Origin of the sequence: Pseudooceanicola aestuarii (assembly GCF_010614805.1) — a bacterium.
In the GTDB taxonomy this organism is placed as follows: Bacteria; Pseudomonadota; Alphaproteobacteria; order Rhodobacterales; family Rhodobacteraceae; genus Pseudooceanicola; species Pseudooceanicola aestuarii.
The window spans coordinates 164,751-182,867 of record NZ_JAAFZC010000003.1; the positions used below are offsets into that span (position 1 = coordinate 164,751).

Annotated in this window: 16 protein-coding genes; 11 read left to right on the top strand and 5 right to left on the bottom strand. The window is 67.1% G+C overall.

Features of this window, described 5'->3' with window-relative positions; genetic code table 11:
* The first annotated feature begins 6 nt into the window (after positions 1-6).
* The 8 genes from G5A46_RS17155 (at position 7) to G5A46_RS17190 (ending at position 9,417) form a co-directional block, all read left to right on the top strand.
* Positions 7-1,356, top strand: a complete 1,350-nt coding sequence (locus G5A46_RS17155) for an FkbM family methyltransferase (protein WP_163851505.1) — start codon at positions 7-9, stop codon at positions 1,354-1,356.
* Entirely contained in the window at positions 1,353-3,233 is a 1,881-nt protein-coding gene (locus G5A46_RS17160) for a tetratricopeptide repeat protein (protein WP_163851507.1), read from the top strand. Before G5A46_RS17155 ends, G5A46_RS17160 begins: the two co-directional genes overlap by 4 nt.
* A gap of 347 nt (positions 3,234-3,580) precedes the next feature.
* The gene (locus G5A46_RS17165; protein WP_163851509.1) at positions 3,581-4,048 is read left to right on the top strand and encodes a Ros/MucR family transcriptional regulator; all 468 of its coding nucleotides are present in this window, start codon (positions 3,581-3,583) and stop codon (positions 4,046-4,048) included.
* 17 nt (positions 4,049-4,065) lie between these two features.
* The gene (locus G5A46_RS19875) at positions 4,066-5,091 is read left to right on the top strand and encodes a flagellar motor protein MotB (protein WP_163851510.1); all 1,026 of its coding nucleotides are present in this window, start codon (positions 4,066-4,068) and stop codon (positions 5,089-5,091) included.
* Positions 5,092-5,454: 363 nt separating this feature from the next.
* Positions 5,455-6,174 carry a hypothetical protein gene (locus G5A46_RS17175; RefSeq protein ID WP_163851513.1) on the top strand — a complete coding sequence of 240 codons (720 nt, stop codon included), beginning with the start codon at positions 5,455-5,457 and terminating at the stop codon, positions 6,172-6,174.
* Positions 6,175-6,250: 76 nt separating this feature from the next.
* Positions 6,251-7,000, top strand: a complete 750-nt coding sequence (locus tag G5A46_RS17180; protein ID WP_163851515.1) for a sigma-70 family RNA polymerase sigma factor — start codon at positions 6,251-6,253, stop codon at positions 6,998-7,000.
* On the top strand, positions 6,997-8,730 hold the full coding sequence (locus G5A46_RS17185; RefSeq protein WP_163851517.1) for a flagellar hook-length control protein FliK: 1,734 nt from the start codon (positions 6,997-6,999) through the stop codon (positions 8,728-8,730). Before G5A46_RS17180 ends, G5A46_RS17185 begins: the two co-directional genes overlap by 4 nt.
* A gap of 12 nt (positions 8,731-8,742) precedes the next feature.
* Positions 8,743-9,417, top strand: coding sequence for a flagellar hook assembly protein FlgD (locus G5A46_RS17190; protein WP_163851519.1), 675 nt, complete (start codon positions 8,743-8,745; stop codon positions 9,415-9,417).
* 55 nt (positions 9,418-9,472) lie between these two features.
* On the opposite strand, the gene G5A46_RS17195 is transcribed toward G5A46_RS17190, so the two are convergent.
* The 5 genes from G5A46_RS17195 to G5A46_RS17215 form a co-directional block, all read right to left on the bottom strand.
* Complete coding sequence (locus tag G5A46_RS17195; RefSeq protein WP_163851521.1) at positions 9,473-10,162, bottom strand: hypothetical protein; 690 nt, start codon at positions 10,160-10,162, stop codon at positions 9,473-9,475.
* A gap of 84 nt (positions 10,163-10,246) precedes the next feature.
* Entirely contained in the window at positions 10,247-11,008 is a 762-nt protein-coding gene (flgH, locus tag G5A46_RS17200; RefSeq protein ID WP_163851523.1) for a flagellar basal body L-ring protein FlgH, read from the bottom strand.
* On the bottom strand, positions 11,005-11,667 hold the full coding sequence (gene flgA / locus G5A46_RS17205) for a flagellar basal body P-ring formation chaperone FlgA (RefSeq protein ID WP_163851525.1): 663 nt from the start codon (positions 11,665-11,667) through the stop codon (positions 11,005-11,007). The genes flgH and flgA overlap by 4 nt, the downstream gene beginning before the upstream one ends.
* Positions 11,668-11,671: 4 nt before the next feature.
* Positions 11,672-12,457 carry a flagellar basal-body rod protein FlgG gene (gene flgG / locus G5A46_RS17210; RefSeq protein ID WP_163851527.1) on the bottom strand — a complete coding sequence of 262 codons (786 nt, stop codon included), beginning with the start codon at positions 12,455-12,457 and terminating at the stop codon, positions 11,672-11,674.
* Between the two features lie 29 nt (positions 12,458-12,486).
* Entirely contained in the window at positions 12,487-13,239 is a 753-nt protein-coding gene (locus G5A46_RS17215; RefSeq protein ID WP_163851529.1) for a flagellar hook basal-body protein, read from the bottom strand.
* Between the two features lie 198 nt (positions 13,240-13,437).
* On the opposite strand from G5A46_RS17215, the gene G5A46_RS17220 reads away from it, so the two are divergent.
* The 3 genes from G5A46_RS17220 (at position 13,438) to flgK (ending at position 18,117) form a co-directional block, all read left to right on the top strand.
* Positions 13,438-15,201 carry a tetratricopeptide repeat protein gene (locus G5A46_RS17220; RefSeq protein ID WP_163851531.1) on the top strand — a complete coding sequence of 588 codons (1,764 nt, stop codon included), beginning with the start codon at positions 13,438-13,440 and terminating at the stop codon, positions 15,199-15,201.
* A gap of 177 nt (positions 15,202-15,378) precedes the next feature.
* A complete protein-coding gene (locus G5A46_RS17225) occupies positions 15,379-16,677 on the top strand; it encodes a flagellar hook protein FlgE (RefSeq protein ID WP_163851533.1) in 1,299 nt (432 codons plus the stop codon).
* Positions 16,678-16,704: 27 nt separating this feature from the next.
* Positions 16,705-18,117, top strand: a complete 1,413-nt coding sequence (gene flgK / locus G5A46_RS17230; protein WP_163851535.1) for a flagellar hook-associated protein FlgK — start codon at positions 16,705-16,707, stop codon at positions 18,115-18,117.

Here is an 18,117-nt window from a genome sequence, read left to right on the forward strand (position 1 = left end):
GGCCGGATGCGCTGTGCCATCATTACACCGGTTGGCCCCGGCCATGCCGACAGCCTGACAGGGATCTGCGTCCCTTCGGTTCAGCGCGCGCTGAATTACGGCACTGGCCCCTTTGCCGAGGTGCGGCACCTGGTGATGGACGATGGCGAGGGGCGACACGGCCGATCCGCGCGGCGCAACGATGCCCTGCGGCAGGCGCTGGCAGACGGTGCCGATTGGGTCTTTTTCCTGGATGCCGACGATTTGCTGACCCCCAACGCCTTCGAGGCCTTCGGCCGGGTGATCGCGGCAGAGCCAGACCTGGACGCCGTCTGGGGCCTGATCTGCACGCTTGACCCGGAGGGGGAGCCACAGCTGCGCGAGGGTCAGCCGCCGCAGCTGGACCGGCGCGAGGACTTTCTGGCTCACAGCCCCGACCGCGCGGTGCAGATCGGCGGCTTTGTTCGCGCCTCGGTGGCGGCGGCCATCGGGTTCGACGCCGCCCTTGATACCGGCGAGGACTACCTCTTCTACACCCGCCTCTGGCGCGACCACCGCTGTGCCAAGCGGCCGGAAATCTTCTTCGTCAACCGGCGCGGCGCCCATTCCATCGGCCCCCGTGCGGCGAGCGGGGCGGATTGGGCCAGCGCCGTCATGGCCCGGTGGCGCGCCGAATTGCAGGGGGCAGAGGTCTGGGCGCAGTTCGATGACGGCGCGGGCGATCCGGTGCGGATGCGGCTGACCAACCCCGCCGACCTGATCCAGAATGCCCATGTTCAGGGCGGCTATTTCGAGGCCGCCTCCCTTGAGAAGCTGCGCGCTTTGGTCCGCGCCCCGCGTCCCCACGTGGTGGAAGTCGGTGCCAATATCGGCAACCACGTCGTCTGGTACGCCCGCCAACTGGATGCCGCGCGCATCTACCCGGTGGAGCCGAACCCGGAGGCGCTGGCGCTTCTGGACGCGAATATCGCCGCCAATGGCCTGTCGGACCGGATCGACCGGCGCGGCATGGGGTTGGGTGCCGGGGCGGGCACGGGTCGGTTTGACGCGCGCACCGACGATGCTGACAACCTGGGCGCCACGCGGCTGGTCGCGCAGGCCGACGGCGCCATCGAAACCCGCAGCCTGGATGATCTGATGGGGGCGGACCGCGCCGATCTGATCAAGATCGACGCCGAAGGCATGGAGCTGGAGGTGCTGGACGGCGCCCGTGCCCTGATTGCGCGGGATCGTCCGGTGATCTGGGTCGAGGTGCTGAAATCCAACGTCATGGGCTTTGTCCAGGACTGGTGCCGCGCGGCGGGCTACCGGGTCGTGGACAGCACCGGATACGTGAACACCACGGATTATTTCGCCGTCCCGAAGGAGTGGAGATGACCTCTGACACCCTGTCCCGCAAGGATCGGCGACAGCGCCTTGCCAAGGCGGCCAAGATGTATGGAATCAAGGGCGACGCCGCGTTGGAACTGCACGCGGCCTACCTGGCCCTGGGGCGCGGCGCGATGGCGGAGGCGGTGCAGCTGGCGCATCCGGTGCTGAAGGCGCATCCTGCCAATCCGCATGGCTGGATGATCCTGGGCACCGCCGCGCTGGACCGGCGCGAGGGGGAGACGGCCCGCGCCTTTTTTGCCCGCGCGCTGGAACTGGCCCCGGGCGAGGCACAGGCCCTGGCCGGGTTGGCCCGTGCCCAGGTGCTGGAGGCCGACGTGGAAGCCGCGGTCGCCACCATGGCGCAGGCCATTGCCGCCGACAGCCGCGATGTGCCGCTGATCCGGCTCTACATGGACCTCATGTCGCGGCTGGGGCGCCGTTTGGATTGTGCCGATGTGGTTGCCCCCACGATCCGGCGGATCCGCGATGCCGGGTTGGCTTTCGCTCTGGGCGATCTGCTGGATGCCGCCGACGAACCTGGCCGCGCCGCCGAATGGCTGGAACGGGCCTGGAAACTCGACCCGGCTCCGGAGGCACACCAGATCGCCCGACTGCGCGCCATGCTCTACCAGGTGCGGCTGGAGGAGGCCGAGCCGCTGGCGCGCGCTCTGTTGGCGCGCTCCCAGCCGGACCCTGTTGCGGATCGCGATACCGTGGCACTGATCCTGCTGACCCTGCTGCGCAGCCAGCGGCGCCTGGAAGAGGCCGAAGAACTGGCGGCGACCTTCGATTTCGCCACCCCCGCCGGGCTGGCTCAGGCGCGCGGCCTGGTGGCCAACATCCATCAGGATCGCGGCGATCACCAGGGCGCCCGCGACGCCTATGTCGAAGCGGTGCATATCACCGGCACGGAAACCCGTATCCGCAAGGCCTTCGGCGCGTTCCTGCTGCGCCGCGGAGAGATCGCGCCAGGCCAGGCGGAATTCGCGCATCGGTTCCCCGAGGTTCAGCGCCGCCGCGTGCCGCTGGCCAATTCCGACCCCGCCGCGCTGGCCGCGCGCGGGCGGCTGTTCCTGATGGCCGAACAGGGCGTGGGCGATCAGCTGGCGCTGGCCGGGTTGCTGCCGCGCGCGCCGCTGGGCGCCGATGTGGCGTGCACCTTCGTCGGCGCGGGGCGGATGGGGCCTTTGCTGGCGGGCAACTCGCTGGATCTGGCGCATCTGCGGCAGGCCGATTTCGCGAAGCAGAACATCGCCGTCTCCCCGCAAGAGGTCATTTTTCTGGGCGATCTGGTCCGCTATCTGCCCGACGCCGGTGATTCCGGTGAGGCCGTGGCACCCGTTGCCCCCGGCGGCTACCTGCGTGCCGATCCCGCCCGCCTTGAGCATCTGCGGCGAAAGTACGAACGCCTGGCGGAGGGCCGGCCGGTCCTGGGCCTGGCCTGGGCCAGCCGGTCGCTGGCGGGGCGGCTGCGCTCTGTTCCGCTGGAGCGGATGGTGGCGGCACTGCCCCGTGATGCGTTGGTGATCGACCTGCAATATGGCGACACCACGACGGAGATCGCCCGAGCCCGCGCTGCCCGTCCCGACCTGCTGTTCCACAGCGATCGGGAGGTCGACCAGTTGACGGACCTTGCCGGTTTCGCGGCGCAGATCGCCGCGCTGGACCGGGTCGTGACCATCGACAACACCACCGCGCATCTGTGCGGCGCGCTTGGCCTTCCGGGGCACATGCTGGTGCCGGGTGGCTCCGAATGCATGTGGTACTGGGGCGAAGCGGGCACGCAGGACCGTTGGTACGGGGCGCTGACCCTGCATCGCCAGTCGGTTGTCGGCGACTGGTCCGGGCCGCTGGCGACGCTTGGTGCGGCGCTGTCGGCATGAATTTCGAAGAAATCTCGAAAAACTTTCGGGCTTTTATCAATAATTAATCCACATTTCCTATCTACTGTTCACGACACGGCTGAAACTGGCCAAGAACAGCGCCACAAGCGCAAGAACAGGCATCGGGACAACAACGGAACCATGTGGAGCGGGATTTATCTGACGGACCGGGCCGGACGACGCGGCAGGATCGCCCTGCCAACGGTCGGCGGGGCCTTGCCTGTCAGCGGCGCATCCTTTTACAAGGGGTTCCGAAATGCCCCGTTTGGCAAGTACAGTTTCACAAAAGTTCTGGTTAGAGGAAGAATTGGCGCAATAGCCGCAATGGTGCGAAGGATTGCAACGTGATGCATCAGGAAGACATTGAAGAACAGGCGGCCCTCTCCGAGACTGCGGAACGGCACGCGGCCATCGGCCACATCGTCGCCGCCTATGCCGGTCGGCTGGATGTCAGCGCGGATGATATCGTCGCGCTTTATTCGCGGCTGTCGGGCCGGGCGCAGGCTCTGGGCAGCACCGCCGCCGGCACGACCCCCGGGGCCGCCCCGGATCAGGTCGCCGGGCTGACCCCGGCCCTGCCCATCGACCGTGCGGTGACCGAGGACAAGGTTTTCTGCCTGGTCTGCGGACGCGGATTCAAGATGCTGAAACGCCATCTGGGGGCCGAACACGGCATGACGGAGGCGGAGTACCGCGCCGCCTTTGACCTGCCGGAGGATTTTCCCCTGGTCGCCCCCAGCTATTCCCGCCGCAAGGCCCGCCACGCGCGGGAGGCCGGGTTCGGCAAATACGACCGCTCCGAACTGGCGGAATGACCCCGGAGAGCTGATCCATGGCAGGCGGCAACGATCCCTTGATCATCATCAAGAAGATCGAGGAAAATGACGATCACGCCCATCACGGTGGCGGCTGGAAAGTCGCATATGCCGATTTCATGACGGCGATGATGGCGTTTTTCCTGCTGTTGTGGATCCTCGCCGCCTCGGACGAGGAAAAGCTGCGCGGGCTGGCCGACTACTTCACCCCCAGCTTGTCCGACAGCGGCGGACGGGGGGAGGGACTGCTGGACGGGATCGTTCTGGGCCCCGATGGCGTGATGAGCGGCACGGACGGTCCCAAATCCGACGTGCAATTGCCCAGTTTCGGCCAGGAGAACCCCTTGTCCGTGTTCGACAGCCGTTTGCGCGACGAGAAACCTCAGGTCGTCGTGGAATACGAGACCCGGCCGGAGGGCACGAAATCCGACACCACCGCCGGGGCGGGGGAGGCGGCTGAGCCCTCTGACGTGACCACGCCGGACCCGGAGGCGCGCGACCCGCTGCAAACCGCCCGCAACTCCGCCGAGGCCGCAGATGCGACCCGCCAGGCGGCCGAGCGGGAGGCGGAGATGACGCAGTTGGAAGCCTCCATCATCGACACGGTGGCGGGCCGTGACGACCTGGCGGATCTGGCGCAGAACCTGCGGTTCCAGCGCACGCCCGAGGGGCTGGATATCCAGATTGTCGACCGGGACGGCCGCTCCATGTTCGCCACCGGCAGCGCGCGGATCGAGGATCGGACCCGGCAATTGCTGCGGGTCATCGGGGAGGCGATCGTCGATTTGCCCAACACGCTGACCATCTCGGGCCATACCGATGCCGTGCCCTATACCCGCACCACCGGCTATTCCAATTGGGAGCTGTCGGCGGACCGCGCCAATGCCACCCGCCGCGTTCTGGTCGATACCGGCATCGCGCAAAGCCGCATCACCCGGATCTCCGGCGTGGCTGCCACCCGCCCGCTGACCCCGGACGACCCCACGGCGGCGGAGAATCGGCGGATCAGCGTCACCTTGAATTACCCCGCAGCCCTGCGCTGAAGGGGCAACGATTCGTCTTGAGCTGCCGCAAAATGTGGCGGGAACGGAACGTTTCTTCCGCTACATGTAGTCTTCTTACACCACCTGTGGCAGAGGTTTCCCTTACGGTAGATTGCTGTGGAAAACCGAGAAAAATCCTCTCTGACCATATGGTTAATCCTTGTCGGAAGCCGCAGCATTTAGACGCCGCCCGGAACTTACCCACAAGATTTGGCGATGGTGCCGGTGCGACTCTCTTTCCGGTGGGAAAAGGTTGCACTAAAGTAAACGTGACGCTGGCGGAGTGGGTGCTGCCGGTGCCACGTGAGGGACAGAATGATGAGTATCGCGGAACTTTTGCCGTTAATCTGGCAGGGCGGAGTCATGCCTTTGACCACCGAAACCCGGTTTTCCGCCGCGTTCGAAGCCCTGGTTCCGGCCAGCGCGACCTTTCTGTCCTGTCGTGGCGCGGATCTGCCGCGAGTGCTGACGGATGATACCGAACTGGCCCCGGCGCTGCCGCTGGGCGATGTTCTGGCCGAGGAACTTGCCCTCGACGTGCCCTATGATTGCCTGGTGGTGTTGGTGCCCGAGGGCGCCGATGACCGCTTCTCCCGCGCCCTGGGGCGTGCCGTTGGCGACTGCCTGCTGATCGCGCAGGATCGGGGCCATCTGCCGATGGAACGGGAAACCGACGCGCTGTTCATGCTGGCCCATTCGGCGGCCCGCCTGGCCTGCACCGCGCGGCTGCGGGATCTGGGCGTGGAGGCGCGGCCATTCTGTCTGGGCCTTGCCGACAGCCTGGACCGGTTCTGGTGCCGGGGCGCGGCCAAAGGTGGCTCAGGCGCATTGTTCGCCCGCTCCGATTTCCTGAGCCAACCGCAACTGACCGCCTATCTGCGCCGTCTCGACCCGTGCTTTACTGCCCCCGAGCCGCGTCGGATCCCGATCGACCTGCTGACCGTCTCGGGCAGCGGTCTGGGCGTCGGCGACTGGATCGCCTGCCTTCAGGCCGGGCTGCGGGAGGCGCTGGATCCTTCGGTCAGCCCCTATGCGCTGCCGGCCACGGTGCGGCGGCCGCAATGGCGTTTTAACCTTCATTAAATCAAACAAAACTTCCTGATTTCCGCGATTTGTGCTTACTTGTCCTTGCAGGCAAGGAAACGATTGGGCGTTTTTCATGATGTCCATGTCTTATCACGCTGCGATGCGCGAACCTCTTCTGGAAGTTGACCATGAAAAGGCCGCCATCCGCAGCTGGCAGGATCAGGGAGACCCGAAAGCATTGGAGGTTCTGGTACGCTCGCACGCGCGCCAGGCCTGGTCCCATGCGGCACGGTTCACCGACAACCCTGTACATCTCGAGGACCTGGCCGCCGAAGGGGTGATCGGCATCATCCGCGCCGCCAACAATTTCGACCGCGAACAGGAGGTCCGGTTTTCGACCTATGCCGCCTGGTGGATCATGAACGGCGTCTCCAACGCCCTGTCGCGGATCAAGGCGGTGATCGATATTCCGGCGCGCACCTACCTGGACGCCCAGTTGGGCCGACTGCCGGAAGAGGAGCGCCGCCTGGTGCGCATGGCGGCCCAGGGTCTCGTTGCCATCGACAGCGCGGCGCAGGACGACGATCCCACCGGGCGCAACATGTTGGTCAGTGGCGATATCGGTCCCGAGGAAGCGCTGGTTCTGGACAGTCACCAGCAGGCACTGGCGCGGCTGTTGCAGGATGCGCTGGCTGAAATGACGGCAGAGGAAGTTGCGGTGATCCATCGGCGGAAACTGCGATCGCCTCCCGATCCGCTGGCTGAAATCGCCACGGATCTTGGCACCAGCACAGACCGCCTGCGGCAGGTGGAAAAACGCGCCATCCTGCGTCTGCGGCGCAAGTTGATCGACAAGGGGTTTTCGCGGAACGTGCTGACATGATTGATCTTCAGGCCCTGCTGGCCCGGTTGTCCGGGGGGGCGGTGACGCCGGCTGACAGCGCTGGAACCACAGCTGCGCGCGGGCTGTTCCCCGCCGTGCTGTCGGCCTTGCGCGGCGGCGAGGTGGTGGCGCAGGGGGCCGGGCCCTCGGGCCACGTGGCGGCGGATCCGCTGGCGCGGGTCGATGCGATCCTGGCAGAGGCGGCGGCCTGGCTGGCCGATCCCGACCTTTCGGATATCGAGATCGCGGGACAGCTGGAAGCCGCGTTGACCCGACTGCGGCCGGTCCTGTCGCAGATCATGGCCGTGCAGACGGGGCCATCGGGGCAGGGCGCGACCGCGGTGCTGGCCGCCCTGTCGTCCGGCCCCGGCGGCGAAGCGGAGGCGGTGCCCCCCGCTCCGCGTGGCCTGGCCGCAGCATTGCCTGCCCTGGGGGAGGTGCTGCGCGGGATGGCAGAGGCCGGGCAGGTGGCCGACACCGGCGGGGCGGCCCCGCTCGATGCGACGGATCAAGGCGGTGGGGACACCGGCCTGGCTGTCGCCGCGCTTCCCCCTGCCGTGTTGCTGCTGTTGCGCGCCGCCATCCTGCCGGAGGCCCAGGCGCCCCGGTTTGCCGCTGCCGCGCAGTCGGGCGGTGGCATGGCCGATATTCCCGCCGGATGGGCGGGCAAGGCGGTGCCGCTCGGGATGCTGGGGCAGGGCGGGCGGATCACGGGCAGCACATCGGAAGCCGGGGCGCGCCCTGCGACGGTGGGCGGCCCGGTTGTGCCAATGACCACGCCGCCACGATCCCATGCGCAACCGCCCGGCGCGGGTCTGCCCGTGGTGGCGCCCGTCACGCCGGACGCCACGCCGCCCGCGCTGACGCAGATCGCCGCGACAGAAGTGACCGGGCGCTTGCCCGTTGCGGCGGGTCCGGCATCTGTGGCGCAGACTGGTGTGGACCCCGCGCCACCCCGCGCCACGGTACAAAACTGGTCGCCGGTACCGTCAGGACTTCGGCCTCTACCACAGGCGGACCGTCCCGTGCATGCGCCCGCCGCGCCGGAGATGACGGCGCCCTTGGCCACCCCGGTCCCCGAACCGGACGAACCAGCCCGGTCCTTGCCGGATATGTCCGTAACGGCGCCCTCTCTCCAGCCCGCTGCGACGGGCGCACGGACGACAACCGCGCCCGTGACGCCCGTCGCGGCGCAGGAGGTCACGCCCAGCGGCAGCCCGGAGCCGCCCCAGGCCGCGCCGCAGCCGGTGGCGCAGGCGCCGCAAACCCTGCCATCTGCCGCGCCGCAAACCCCGGCACAACAGGCGACCCCGCAGGCGGCAGAGCTGTTCGGTCAGATCCGCGCGCAGGTCACCACCGGATCGGAGATGCGCATCAGCCTGACGCCGGACAATCTGGGCGGGGTGGAGATTGACGTGCTCACCGACGAGACCGGGCAGTTGCGTATAGCTGTCCGGGCCGAGCATCCCGCCGTCCTGTCCCTGATGCGGGCGGATCGCGACGGGCTGCTGGCCCTGCTGCGCGAGGTGGGTCATGCGATTGACGACAAGGGGCTGTCCCTGTCGGATTTCGGCACGGGTGGCGAGCCGCGCGGCGACCGTCAGACCCCGCAGCGCCCCGCCGGTGCCCTGCTTTCCGTCGCCCCCCTGACGGAAGGAGAGACCCCCGCCGAGACATCCCCAAAGCAGCCCGCCACCGCCCCATCCGGCGGTGTCGATCTGCGGATCTGAGAGGAAAATACCATGGCCATCGACCCACTTGTCGGTACCGGCATCGCCAGCGGCAGCCAGATCAGTGCCGCGCAAGGTTCGTTGAGTGAACTGGGGGCGGATTACCAACGCTTCCTGACACTGCTGACAGCTCAGATATCGAACCAGGATCCGCTGGAGCCGATGGACAGCACCACCTTTGTCTCCCAGCTTGCCCAGCTGAGCCAGGTGGAGCAATCGGTGGTCACCAACAGCAACCTTGAAGGGTTGTCGGCGCAGCTGACCAGCGTTGCGGCGCTGGCCGGTGTCGGGATGATCGGGCGCACGGTCACCGCCCCCTCCGACCAGCTGGTGCTGAGCGATGGCGCGGCAGAGTTCCAGTACCGGCTGGGCGGCGCGGCAGAGCAGGTCAGCGCTCTGATCCGCACCTCCGACGGGGTGCTGCTGCGGGAGATTGCCAGCCTGCCGACAGAGGCCGAGAGCTTGCATTCCGTGGATTGGAACGGGCTGGATGTTGACGGGCTGCCCGTGCCTGACGGGACGTTTTTCGTGGAGATCCGGGCGCTTGATGCCCAGGGCGCAGCGGTGAACACGGCCAGCTACGCGCGGGCGCAGGTCACGGGAATGAATTTCGACGGCGGCACCACGAACCTGGCGCTGGCCAATGGTGAGCTGATCCAGCTGGGGCTGGTGGAAACCATCGAATAGGGCGGCCAGGGTTGCTGCGGGTCGGGGCGGGCTGTCACGATGGGCGGGTGTGGGGTCAGCTGCGCGGCACGTCGGCCTTGAACAGGGTCAGGAACAGAACGTCCTCGACGCTGCTGCCAAACCCGGCTTGAAGTTCGGCGGAGACATCGCGCGACAGCATGTCGGTGTCGATACTGGCCCCGCGCAGCGCCGGCGTTTCGGCCAGCCGGTACATGGAGGTCAGGATCGCGTCCCGCAGCCGCGAGGCGTTTTGCGCGACGTAGAAATATTCCGCCGCCTCCATGTCACGGACAGAGACCCCGACATCCGATACGACATAGGTGATGCTGTTGGCATTCTGCACCGGCACGGTCACGCGGCCGACCTTGATCACCTTGCTGTCGCGGACGATGGCGCGCAGGTTTTCGTCGGGGTCCTTCAGCGCCACGGGACGGGGCGGCGCGCGGTAGGTGCCGGGCGAGATATGCGCGCGGTCGGCCTCTTCCCTGGCGGTGGGCGCGGGTTTGCGCGGCAGGGTCAGGGCGGCGGGCGTGACCTGGGCCTCATGCTCCACCGGGGTGGACGCGGGAGCGTGGGCCGGGGCGTTGTCCTCGGCCAGCCCGTTCAGCAGGTCGCGGGGGCCGCTGTGTTCGGCGCGGTGCGGCGGTGCGGCGCCATCGTCCTTCGTCAGCAACACGCCGGCCCCGTACCCGGCAACGCCGAAGACGATTGGCAGAACGGCGAGGGCGATTCGAGAAGTCTTCATCCGGGCATCCGATTCACTGGGTCAGCGGTTCTTATGCCCGGTGAATCCGGCGATACTTCCGTGAAACCATGGCGAAAGGACGGATCAATATGGCAGGATTATGTCCATCAAGTCTTCGCCGTAGCCGCGTTGCTGCTGCCGGGAGATGCCGCCGCGTCCGCCATAGGTGATCCGTGCCTCGGCGATCTTGTCATAGGGAATGGTGTTGTTCATCTGGATATCCTGCGGCCGGATGATCCCCGCGACGCGCAGTTCGCGCAGCTCTTCGTTGACCTTCACTTCCTGGCGGCCCGCGACGACCATGTTGCCGTTGGGCAATTCCTGCACCACCAGCGCCGCGACTTTCAGGGAGATGGATTCGTTGCGCCGGATCTGCCCGGACCCGCCGCTGCCGGTGGTGGAGGAGATGTCGACGATATTGTCCGAAGGCAGATCCTCCGGCCCGACACCGGGCAGGATCTTGTCGATCTGTGAGCCGTAGCCGAACAGTTTCGGGAAGGCGACAGAGCTGCCGCCCGTGCGGCTGCGGTCGCTGGCGTTGGACAGCTGCGCCTCGTCGTCGATCTCGATCAGGATGGTCAGGATGTCACCGACATCCGTGGCCCGCTGGTCGCCAAAGAACCCGCTGGAGCCGCGTTCCCAGAGCGAGGCACGCTCTGCCCGATAGGGCACGCGGGCCGGTTCGGGCGGCGGCATCGGGACCTGCACCGTCTGCGCCTCCCGCAGGGTGGCATCGTCCAGCCCGACACGGCTGACCTGCGGATCGCGGTCGAAGGCGGGGGTTCCGCAGGCGCTCAGAAGGCCGGGAACAATCAACAGGCACAAGGCAGGGGCGCGGCGGGTCATCGGACGATCTCCACAAGGCCGGGCTCTGTCGCCATGCCGACGAGAGAGCGGTTGCTGACAAGGTTCACGATCCGCAGTTCCTGACCGCGATGGGCATCCTCCAGCGACCGGCCGGGGGCAGAGACGCGGACCTGGCCGTCGTCAAACACGATCTCGATCCGGTCGCCGCGCGTGATCACCAGCGGCTTGATCACCGATTGCTGCATCACCGGGCGGCCCTGCGGCAACATGCGCCGCACCTGCATCCCGACCAGGGCGGTGCGGTCGACCACCGTATAGGCGCCGACGCGGTTCAGCGGCAGGTCCAGATCGTCCAGATCGGCATCGCGCAGGATCTCTCCGGGCATCAGGCGGCGGGTGGTGACGGGCACTGCGATGCTGGCCCAGACCAACCCGCCGATGCGCTGCACCTGACCGTTTTCCAGCACCGCGTTGGCCAGGAACTGCCCGGTCTTCCGGTCCATCCAGTAATCCGAGAACATCACCGCATCCTCCGGGCGCCGACCGTTGACGCGCACCCGGATTTCCGCCCCCTCGGGCAGCTGCGCGCCCCATTCGGCACGGGCGCGTTCCTCCACCAGGGTTTCGGGGGTTGCGGCGGTGGCGGGTCCGGCAATGGCGAGGACCAGCATCAGGGCCGGGATCAGGAACCTGCGCATCGGATCACTTGATCTGGTTGGCGGCGGACATCATCTGATCCGCCGTCTCGATCGCCTTGGAGTTCATCTCGTAGGCGCGCTGCGCGACGATCAGGTCGGTGATCTGGCTGATGATGTTGACGTTCGAGCTTTCCAGATAGCCCTGGCGCAGGATGCCCACCCCCGGTTCTCCCGGTACGGCGGCGATGGGATCGCCCGAGGCCACGGTGGACTGGAGCAGGTTGTTGCCGATAGGCCGCATCCCGGCATCGTTGACAAAGGTCGACAGGGTCAGTTGCCCGACCTCCACCGGGATCGGCTCGTCCTCCACGTAGGCAGAGACGATGCCGGTCTCGCTGACTTCTACCCGTGTGGTATTGTCGGGCAGGACGATGCCGGGGTCGATCTCGTAGCCCTGTTCGTTGACGATCTGCCCCTCCGGCGACAGGCGCAGCGACCCGTCGCGGGTGTAGGCCTGGCCACCCTCCGGCAGGTTGACGGCAAAGTAGCCACGCCCGTCGACCGCCAGGTCCAGCTGGTTTTCCGTCTGCACCAGCCCGCCCTGGGTGTTCAGCCGCACGGTGCCCGCCGTGCGCACGCCCATGCCGACATCGATGCCGGTGGGGCGGGTGGTGCCCTCCTGCGCGGTCAGGGCGCCCTCCCGCGCCATATTCTCGTAGATCAGGTCGGTAAAGGATGCGCGGCTGGATTTGAACCCGGTGGTGTTGGCATTCGCGATGTTGTTGGAAATCACGTCCACATTCGTTTGCTGCGCCATCATGCCGGTGGCGGCGATGCCCAATGCCTTCATGTCCTGTCCCCTTGCCCCTGGCTGCTGTGTCAGAAGCTGGGCCGTCCGATACGGCTCAGCATGTCTTTTCTCAGGTCGTCTTCGGACGACATCAGGTTCACCGCCCGTTGATACGCCTGCTGCGTCGCGACAAGGCGCGTCACCTCGGTGATCGCCTCGACATTGCTGGATTCGATGCTGCCTTGGATGAACTGGGTCTCGGCGTCGGGCAGGGCCGCGGCGTCCTGATCCGCCGGCGGCACCAGCAGGCCGCCGCCGATCCGCTCAAAGCTCTGGATCTGCGGCAGGTCAAAGGCACCCAGCTGCGCCAGCACCCCCGCGCCCGGGCTGGAGATGGTGCCATCCGCCGAAATGGTCAGTGTGCCGCCAATATCGGGGGGCAGGGCGATGGGACCCCCGGCCGCGTCCAGCACCTGCGCGCCGCTTTGCGTGACCAGCCGCCCCTGCGCGTCCAGCACAAAGCCGCCGTCGCGGCCATAGGCGGTCTGCCCCTCGGCGGTGCGATAGCCGAACCAGCCGGTGCCGTTCAGCGCCACGTCCAACGGGTTGTCGGTGCGCACCAGCGCCCCCTGCCGGCGATCGACATAAGAGCCGCGATCCAGCACGTAATTGGTGCCGCCATCCTCGGCCGTGCCGGATTCGGGTTGCAGGTAGCTTTCGAACAGTACCCGCTCGGCCTTGAAACCGCTGGAATTGACATTGGCCAGGTTGTTGGCCGTGACATCCAGCTGCCGTTCCAGCGCCGTGAGCAATGACAGAGAGACGTAGGCGGAATTATCCATGCGACCCTACGGGAAACAACCCGTTTTTGTGGTGAGTTCTTGTGTATTATGAGAAATGGGGTAAGAATTAGCAAGTATAAACATGAATTCAGGTTTAGCATGGCGCGTTATCCTTCATGGCGGCTTCGGGCCGGGGCGGGAACCTTGCTGCTGCTGCTTGTGGTAGCCGGCCCGTCACAGGCAGAGCATCCGCCACACATGACCCCTGCCGTCGATCTGCGCCCTCAGGGGCCCGAGCGGATCCGACCCGGCGTCTTCAGCCCCGACCCGCCTGAACTGTATCTGTTCCAATCCGTCCGTCCGCCTTTTCTGGAAGAGCGGCGCAAGCTGATCGCCCGGCTGCGCGTGCCGGGGCAGGGGGTCGCGGCGCAGGCCCGCGCCGTCACCGATCTGGCGGAGCTGCACCTGGCCCATGCCATGGCGCCGGAGGGGCTGTCGTTGCTGGCCTCCTTGCAGGGGGCCGACCTGCCGCCGGCGCATCGCCTGCGCGCCGCCGCGCTGGAACTGGCTCTGGGGCTGGTGGATCGTCGAGACCGACCGCTGACCGACCGCGCCGCCGCGCTGCTGGGTCCGGCCCATGTGGGTTGGGCGGATCAGCCGCTGTTTCTGGCGCTGTGGCACCTGCGGCATGGGGAGATCGACCAGGCCGCGCCGATCCTGCCCGACGCGGTCCAGCGGTTGGCGCGGTTCCCGCGCGCGGTGCAGGCGCGGTTCCTGCCGGAGCTGCTGGAATGCGCTGTGACCAGCCGGCAATGGCGGCTGGCCCGCGACTTGGCCGCGGCCTTTGACAGCTATCCGGCCCTGCGTGACGGCACCGCCTATCACCTGCTGCTGGGTCGCGTGGCAGAGCAGAACGGCGATCTGCTGGGCGCTTTCGACAGCTATGCCCGCGCGATGGACGGGCGCGACCTGTGGGCGCATCGGGCGCGGCGCGCGATGGTGGACCTTGGCCTGCGCAGCGAAACCCTGCCGGTGGCAGAGGCGATCACACTCTATACGCAGGAATCGCGGATGTGGCGCGGCGACGGGCAGGAGCGGCAGGTGCTGGATGCCCTTGCCACGCTGCAAATGATCGACGGGCGTACGGTGGAGGCGCTGGAAACCTACGGTCGGCTGATCGCCACCCATCCCGGCACCGCGCAGAGCCGCGCCGCCACGCAAAAAGCGCATCGTTTGATGGAGGTTCTCTATGCCGACGGCGCGGCCGGGCGGATGCCGCTGGGGGCGTTCATGGCCGCGCATCGCCGGGCGGAACGGATCTTTCGCTTTGATCCTGTCTTTTCCCGCATGGGAGAGGTTTTTGCCGATACGTTTCTTGCCGCCGGGGCGACGGGGGTCGCGGCGCGGGAATATTCGGTGCTGACCGATTACCTGATCGTGACGCAGGACCTGGGGCTGGACCCCTCACCGCCCGAGCGGATGGCGGGGCTGAAGCTGAAGGAGGCGCAGGCCTTGCTGAACGGCGGGCGCTTTGCCGAATTGGGGCAGCTGCTGGCCAGCGGGATCACCACCGACAGTCCCGGCCTGCATCGCCAACACCAGACCCTGGCCGCGCGCTATTTCGAGGAAACGGGCCAGCGCCCCGATATCCTGACCGACGTCGCCGACGCGCCCCTGCCGGTGCAGCGGGTCCGCGCGCGGTCGCTGTTCGAACAGGCGGATTGGGCGGCGGCGCGCGACGCCTATGTCGTGCTGTGGGATCAGCAGGGCGTCGCGATGGCCCCGCAGGACGCGATCAAGCTGTTGCTGGCCGCCTATCGCAGCGGCGACCTGGCGCTGACCGCGCGCACCGCCACGGCCTTTCCCGACGTGACGGACCTGCCCGGCTGGGCGGAGATCGCGCAGGGGCTGACCACGCAGGCGCCCGACCTCTGGCCGCTAAGCGAGGACCTCGCCCGGGCCCGGATGGACAACGCCCGCCAGGCCCTGGATCGCCTGCCTGATGCCGCCGCTCGGCCCTGAATCGGGCCGGGGCGCGCTGACCGGCGCGGATCGCAAGTGCCGGGGGGTCGAAAATCTTGCATGTTCTTGGCCGGTTCATGGCTGCCACAAAATTGCCAATTTTAAACATGGTTTAATCTACACGCACTACTTGCAGCCTGAGCACGACTCGAACAACAACGTGACAGCGAGGCAGAGATGAGCATTTCCAACGCGATGGCATCGGGCGTCAGCGGCCTGCTGGCGAATTCCACGGCGGTTGAACGGATTTCCTACAATATCGCCAACGCGGATACCGCGGGCTATCGCCGCAGCTTTGCGCAGATGGTGACGTCGGGCGCGGTGGCGGCGGGGGCGTCCTCTACCGGGGTGACGACGAACATCGCCCATGCCAACAGCGACGACGGCAGTTTCCAGTCCACGTCGACGGTCTCGAACCTGTCCATCGGCGGCAACGGGTTCTTTGTCGTGAACCGCAACATCAGCGAGAATTCGACCTCTCCCAACCTGATGACGCGGGTCGGCAGCTTCGAGCCTGACGACAACGGCTTCCTGCGCAACGCGGCCGGATATTACCTGCTGGGCTTTGAATACGACAGCAACGGATCGCTGGGCGCGGTGGACCGGTCCAGCTTCGAGGATCTGGTGCCGATCAACGTGTCCAACCGCACGATCAGCGGCAGCGCCACATCCGAGGTGACGATGACGGGCAATCTGCCCTCGCAGGAGACGGGGTTGGCGACGCCGGGCGATCCGTTCGTCTCCTCGCTGGAATATTATTCGCCTCTGGGAGAGGCGAACCGCCTGTCCTTCTCCTGGCAACCGACCGCCAATGCCAATGAATGGGAGGTCACGGTCTCTGACGCGACCACCGATTACGGCACCATGACCATGTCCTTCCACGACAGCGGCGCGCTGGCCGGTGCGCCGGCGACCTATGGCGCGGGCACCAGCCTGGCCACCGCCCCCGCGGCCTTTGTCTTTGATCCGGCGACGGGCATGATGGAACTGACGATCGACAACGGCACCACGCCGCAGGTCGTGCAGATCGCCCTGGGGGAGCCGGACAGCTTTGACGGGCTGACCCAGTTCGCCGGCGATTTCACCCCGTTGAACGCCGATGTGGACGGCGCCCAGAGCGGCGCGCTGACCCGCGTGGAATTCGACGAGTTCGGCGATGTCTGGGGGATCTTCGACAACGGCACCCGTCAGACGCTGTATTCCATCCCGCTGGGCACGGTGTCGAACCCCAACGGCCTGGCCACCAGCGACAATTCCGTCTTTGGCCTGTCCGCCGATTCCGGCGATCTTTACCTTGCGCGGCCCGGCACGGGCGATGCGGGGGTGATCAATTCCGGCGGCGTCGAAAGCTCCAACGTCGATATTGCCGAGGAGCTGACCAGCCTGATCCAGCGGCAGCGGGCCTATTCTTCCAACGCCAAGATCATCACCACCGCCGACGAGATGCTGGACGAGACGCTGCGCCTGAAGCGCTGATCCATGACCTGACCGGGAAGCCCGAGGATGAGCCTGACCTCTGCCATGAACGCCGCCCGCAGCGGGCTGGATTACACCAGCCGCTGGGCGCAGACCAGCGCGTCCAACATCGCCAATGCCAACAACGAGGGCTATGCCCGCCGGGGCATCAGCGTGGTGACCACGGAAATGGGAGAGCCGCGCGTCTCGGAGACGTGGCGCGCGGTCGATGCCTCCATGGATCGACTCTACCGGACAGAGGTGGCGCGGGCCGCGCGGCAGGACAGCGTTGCGTCGGGGTTGCAGATGTATGCCACCGTCCTGGGCGATCCCGGTGCCGAAGACAGCATCATGGGCCGGTTCACCGAACTGGGCACCGCTCTGTCGCTGCTGTCCGTCTCGCCGGGGGATGCGGCGTTGCAACAGGGTGTGGTGACCAATGCCGAATTGCTGGCCGGGTCGCTGAACCGGGCCAATTCCGCCCTGGGCGAAGCCCGGCACTCCGCGAACCTTGCCATCCAGACCGATCTGGACAGCGCCAATGCCACCCTGTCGCAGCTGGCCGAACTGAACCGCCGCATCGGCCTTGAACCGGAGCAGAGCGATTTCCGCCTCTCGCTCGAAGACCAGATGAGCCAGGCGTTGGACGCGCTGGCGCCGCTGATGGATTTCACCGTTCAGACCGATGGCAGTGGCCGGATGACCCTGTTTGCCAGCGGCGGAGCGCCGTTGCTGGAGGGGTCCGACCCGCAGCTGCTGCGGTTCGATGCCGGCAGCGGCACGCTGATGGCCGGCACGCGCGACATCACACCCGGCGCCGAGGGCGCGCGCGGGATTTCCGAAGGCTCTCTGACCGGCGGGATCGAATTGTTCAACACCGTGTTGCCGCAGATGCAGGACCAGCTGGACCAGATCGCCGCCGGGCTGATCACCGGGTTCGAGACGGCGGATGCCAGCCTGGCCGCGGGAGAGGCAGGGCTGTTCACCGATGCCGGGTCCGCCCTGGCCGTGCTCCATGGCACCGGCCTGGCGGGCCGCATCGCGGTCAATGCCGCGCTGGTGCCCGAGCAGGGTGGCGCGGTCTGGCGCATTCGCGACGGGCTGTCCGCCACCACCGCCGGCGCGTCGGGCGACAGTACGCAGGTTCTGGCCTTCGCGCAGATGCTGGATGGCGACATGTCCTTTGATCCGTCCGCCGGGCTGACCGATACCGCCGCGCTTGGCGATTACATCGCCCTGATGACCGCCAGCCAGCAGGACACCCGCGCCCGCGCCGAAACCGCGCGCGACAGTTTCGCCGCAGGGGCCGATACGATCCAGGCCACGCGGATGGGGTTCATGGGTGTGAACATCGACGACGAGTTGCAGCAGCTTCTGGCGATCGAACAGGCCTATGGCGCCAATTCGCGGGTGTTGTCCGTCGCCTCCGAGATGATCGACACCCTTTTGGCCGCGTTCTGA